The 4472-nt window shown below is 65.2% G+C and carries 6 protein-coding genes and 1 tRNA gene; 3 read left to right on the plus strand and 4 right to left on the minus strand.

Annotated elements, in window-relative coordinates; all coding sequences use genetic code 11:
* Window positions 1-877 (minus strand): L-threonylcarbamoyladenylate synthase (locus tag AC0L23_RS17755; RefSeq protein ID WP_473357173.1); only part of this gene is annotated, 877 nt, incomplete at its 3' end.
* 68 nt (window positions 878-945) lie between these two features.
* On the opposite strand from AC0L23_RS17755, the gene AC0L23_RS17760 reads away from it, so the two are divergent.
* Window positions 946-1022 (plus strand) — tRNA-Pro (locus AC0L23_RS17760).
* Window positions 1023-1220: 198 nt separating this feature from the next.
* Here the strand turns inward: AC0L23_RS17760 and AC0L23_RS17765 are convergent.
* The 3 genes from AC0L23_RS17765 to AC0L23_RS17775 form a co-directional block, all read right to left on the minus strand.
* Window positions 1221-1547, minus strand: coding sequence for a hypothetical protein (locus tag AC0L23_RS17765; RefSeq protein WP_085352582.1), 327 nt, complete (start codon window positions 1545-1547; stop codon window positions 1221-1223).
* A gap of 220 nt (window positions 1548-1767) precedes the next feature.
* Entirely contained in the window at window positions 1768-1992 is a 225-nt protein-coding gene (locus AC0L23_RS17770; protein WP_026233665.1) for a hypothetical protein, read from the minus strand.
* A 161-nt stretch (window positions 1993-2153) separates the two neighbouring features.
* On the minus strand, window positions 2154-2333 hold the full coding sequence (locus AC0L23_RS17775) for a hypothetical protein (RefSeq protein WP_371258555.1): 180 nt from the start codon (window positions 2331-2333) through the stop codon (window positions 2154-2156).
* Between the two features lie 258 nt (window positions 2334-2591).
* On the opposite strand from AC0L23_RS17775, the gene AC0L23_RS17780 reads away from it, so the two are divergent.
* Both AC0L23_RS17780 and AC0L23_RS17785 read left to right on the plus strand, forming a co-directional pair.
* Window positions 2592-3026 (plus strand): hypothetical protein, encoded by a 435-nt coding sequence (locus tag AC0L23_RS17780; protein WP_018458810.1) that lies wholly within the window; start codon window positions 2592-2594, stop codon window positions 3024-3026.
* 233 nt (window positions 3027-3259) lie between these two features.
* Window positions 3260-4219, plus strand: a complete 960-nt coding sequence (locus AC0L23_RS17785) for an N-carbamoyl-D-amino-acid hydrolase (RefSeq protein WP_085352581.1) — start codon at window positions 3260-3262, stop codon at window positions 4217-4219.
* Window positions 4220-4472 lie beyond the last annotated feature (253 nt).

Here is a 4472-nt window from a genome sequence, read left to right on the forward strand (position 1 = left end):
TATACCCCAACTTTTGGGGGGGGGCTTCATCCAGCGGGCGGGTGGCCAAAAAACCCCCCCCCCCCGGGGCGCCCCCCCCCCCCCCCCGGCGCCCCGCCCCCCCCCCCGCCGGCGCCGCCCCCCGCCCCACGTCCAGCGCATTGAGCCGCACATGGGCGTGTGGCGCGTAATGCGAGGCCAGCATGCCCGGCGCCAGCGGCTGGCTGTCTTCGCTGTCGGTCTCCGCGGGCAGTCGCGCCAGCGCTGCACCAAGCACGGCCTCGATCCGCTCGCGAGACAGCCCGCCGGGCCGCAGCAGCATCGGCGCCGCAAAACAGCCGACGATCGTCGATTCGACGCCGACCGTAACAGGCCCGCCGTCGACGATCAGGTCGATCCGCCCCGCAAGGTCGCTCTCGACATGGGCCGCCAGCGTCGGCGAGACGTGGCCGGAGATGTTGGCGGACGGCGCCACCACCGCCCCGCCAAAGGCGCGCAGGATCGCCTGCGCCACCGGATGGGCCGGAATGCGGATCGCGACCGTGTCGAGGCCCGCGGTGGCAAGCTCGGCCACCGGGCAGTTTTCCGTCTTCGGCACCACCAGCGTCAGCGGCCCCGGCCAGAACGCCTCCGCAAGGCGCGAGGCGCAGGCGTCGAATCGTCCGATCCTGCGCGCGGCCGCGAGGTCGGCGACATGCGCGATCAGCGGATTGAAGGCCGGCCGCCCCTTGGCGGCGTAAAGATGGGCGATGGCACTGGCATTTCCGGCGTCCGCCCCGAGCCCGTAGACCGTCTCGGTCGGGAACGCGACCAGCCCGCCGGCTGCCAATGTCCGGGCGGCAGCTTCCGCGCCGGCCTCGCCGGCCGGTAAAATCAGCGTTTCAAGACCCGTTTTCACAGGGATAAGATTCCTCAGCTCGGCCGCTTGCGGTGCGCCAAACCCGACGCTATAAGCCGGCCTCTTGTCGGAGTGTGGCTCAGCCCGGTAGAGCACTGCGTTCGGGACGCAGGGGTCGCAGGTTCGAATCCTGCCACTCCGACCATTCTTCCAAAAGGCGACGTTTTTCTAGAGGCTCGTTCCCAAGCTTGGCGGACCAGCCGCCGGCGCCCGGGAGCGTCTTCTTGCAACGATTTTCAGGGCGGGTCCACGGCCGATTTGGCCGGACAGGGCGGTCTGTCGCGGTGGCATGGCTCGGCATTTCCTGTTTCGATAACTCGGCGTTGCAAGCTAGGTCAGAGGACTACCGCCTCGCCACCAGCACGCCGACCATAAACGCAATCATCAGCGCCGGCAGCGGCGCCTCACGCACCATGCCGCGAACGACGTGGGTCCAGTGCTGCTCCGGGACGAGGTTCGGAGACCTGATCTCCGGCGTTGGCGTGATGCCCCATTCGGAGGCGAGTTCGGCAATCTCGCTTGAGGCAAGCCGGACGCCGTCGCGGACGCGGAAGATGGCGGCATCCGCGCGCTCGCGCGGCGCAAGCAACATCATCGTCGTGACGGCCGTACGCAGGGTCATCTCGCCGTAGCCTTGCAGCCTGACCGATTCCTCGGGGTCGGACGTCATCGAAAATACCTCACAGCGCCAAATGCCTTACAAAGCGAAGTGGCGCGCGATGGTGAATGCCATCGTCGCGCACAGGACCAGCGTGGATACCGCGCCGGCCACGCCGCGCGCGAGATCGGCCCGCGTCAGGTGCCTGGTCATGATTTTGCTCCATGCTCGGCATGGCAATGGCGAGGAGGCGGCGTTGGTTCCTGCGCGACGGGCGAATCGCGAACGCCGGCTATTTCCGCAGGAGCTCGCTCAGCGCCGCCGTCGCCTCGGCGCAGCGGATGTCGTCGATCTCGCGCGACAGGCTGAGCGCAGTCGATCTGAGCTCTTCGACCTTCCAGCTCTCGGGGTGCTGAGTCTCGAGTTGACCGAGCCGCTTGTTCAGATCGTCCAATCTGGTTTGCAACTGTTCGACGCTGGCGGCCCCATTCACCACCCAGACTCTTTGCGCACGCATCGTCGTTCCCCTGCTCGTCTCACGGCGTTGTGAGAGGGGTTCGTGGCCGCAATGGGAGTTTCTTTTGTCCGGCTTCAGACGGACGGGAACCGTTGCAGATCGGCAACGGGAGTTCCTTCGCGTTAACCTGGGTGCGACGGGAGCCAATCGCCGTCGCCGCATTAGGCCGCGCGCGGCCGCTCCGTCGATCGCTTTTCGAGGCGGCTTTCGAGAATCGCGATGCTCACCCGGATATTGTCGCGCCGGGCCCGCAGGTTCTGCGCTAGCATGGGGTAGGCGAGGTTTTGGGGATCGGAGATTCCGGCCTTCCGTTCTTCCTCCAGAATGTCGGCGTCGATCATTTGCAAGCGCCAACGCAGATCGGAGATCAATGCGTGGAGCTGTGTCGGCATGGTCGCTTCGAAACGGGACGTCGGGTGCATGATCGCCTCACGATGAGACAGACCCACTGCGGGTCTGAGGGATTTGACTCCCGTGCAGCAAGCGGAATGCCAGTGGGCGGCTGAGCGTCTCCCACGATTGCTCGACAGCGCACCGGAACGATTGCCACTCTTTCCCGTTGCTGCAGGGGCCTCGACAACGAGGCGATCGAGGGACCCATGCCGCTCATCCGCTATTTCGTCTTCACCGGCGGCGCTCTGCTCGCCCTCCTTTTCCTCGCCGACCGGTACATGACCGCCCCCGTGAGCGCCGCCGCGCCGGCCGAGCCAGATCGGTCGATTGTGCGCGTTCATTCCGCGCAAACCTGGCCTGAGAAGATCGTCCTCGACACCAGCGTACGGCAAATATCGCTGTCCAAAGCCGAGTCGGTTCCGCCGACTCCCGCGCCTGCCGTCGCCGACGCGCTTCCCACGCAGGAGAGGCCCCGCCAAGCTTTTGCAATGGTGGCGCAGCCTGATGCGACGCCGAAGCAAGCAGCTCGGACCGTTTCGAACAAGCGCAGTGCGGAGAGGCACCGTCGACGCCAGCCCTCGCGCATGGCGGCGCGCGATCAGACGATGTTCTTCAACGAACCTGCATCGGCGGGTTGGTAAGTCGGGCTCCGTGAGATGCATCTTCCCCCCGGTAGGCGTGTAGCTGCCTATGCGCGATCGCCTGAGCAGCACGAGCGGAGGTTTGCGAGATTATCTGTTCTCGGTACTTTCCACGCGACGGTCGGGCTGCCTCTCGGTTGGGCACCGTGCCGGACAGCGAGGCTGTGCGCGCGGCGCATCGCGCGATAGTCTCTGCCGCGACCTGACCCAGGAAGCGGACGAGGGAAAGATTCGTGACGAGATTTGTGACGATCGCGGCCGGCCAGCTTGGCCCTATCGCGCGAACCGAGACCAGAACCGCGGTCGTGGCGCGCCTGATGGCCCTGATGCGCCAGGCGCACGCCAACGGCTGCGACCTGATCGTCTATCCCGAGCTCGCGCTGACCACGTTCTTTCCGCGCTGGTATTTCGAGGATCAGACGGAGATCGACAGCTTCTTCGAGCGCGAGATGCCAGGGCCGGAGACGAGAGCCTTGTTCGATCTCGCGCGCGAAACTGGTATCGGATTTTACCTTGGCTATGCCGAGCTGACGGTCGAGGCCGGAATTGTGAGGCGCTACAATACCTCCATCCTGGTCGAGAAGAGTGGCGCCATCGTCGCCAGATATCGCAAGGTTCATCTGCCCGGGCATGCCGAGCATGAGCCCTGGCGCGAATTCCAGCATCTGGAAAAGCGCTATTTCGATCCAGGCGATGGCTTTGGCGTGACCGAGGCCTTTGGCGGCGTGATGGGGATGGCGATCTGCAATGACCGCCGCTGGAGCGAGACCTACCGGGTGATGGGCCTGCAGGGCGTCGAGATGGTGATGATCGGCTACAACACGCCGGTGCACAATCCGCCGGCGCCCGAGCATGACGATCTCTCGCTGTTTCACAATCATCTGGTGATGCAGGCTGGCGCCTACCAGAACGGCACCTTTGTGGTGGGCGTCGCCAAGGCCGGTGTCGAGGAGGGCGTCGACCACATCGGCGGTAGCTGCGTCATCGCGCCCTCCGGCGAGATCATCGCGCGATGCACGACCAAGGGCGACGAGATCGCGCTCGCCCGTTGCGATCTCGATCTCTGCAACTCCTACAAGCGCACCACTTTCAATTTCGACGTTCACCGTCAGCCGCACGCCTACGGGATGATTGTCGAACGGAAGGGAGTGACACTCATGGCGGACGGAACGCCGGTGCGAACGAAGCGGTGAGCTCTCGTAGCCCGGGTGAGCGCAGCGACACCCGGGACCGCTGTCGCTTGTGGCAAGACCCCGGATGTCGCTTCGCTCATCCGGGCTACGGGACCTTGCTGTGTCGCCCCCGTGTCAATCCGCTCTCACAAAAATATTCCGCTTTACCGAAATTCGGTTTTAGCGTATGTGTCGCGCATCCCGGCTCATCCTTGAGGGGCGATCTTGTGGTCGTCATGTTCGCGAGCCGGGCTTGCGGTGGACGCGGCAGCGT

It is taken from the genome of Bradyrhizobium sp. MI1.4 (assembly GCF_055811315.1).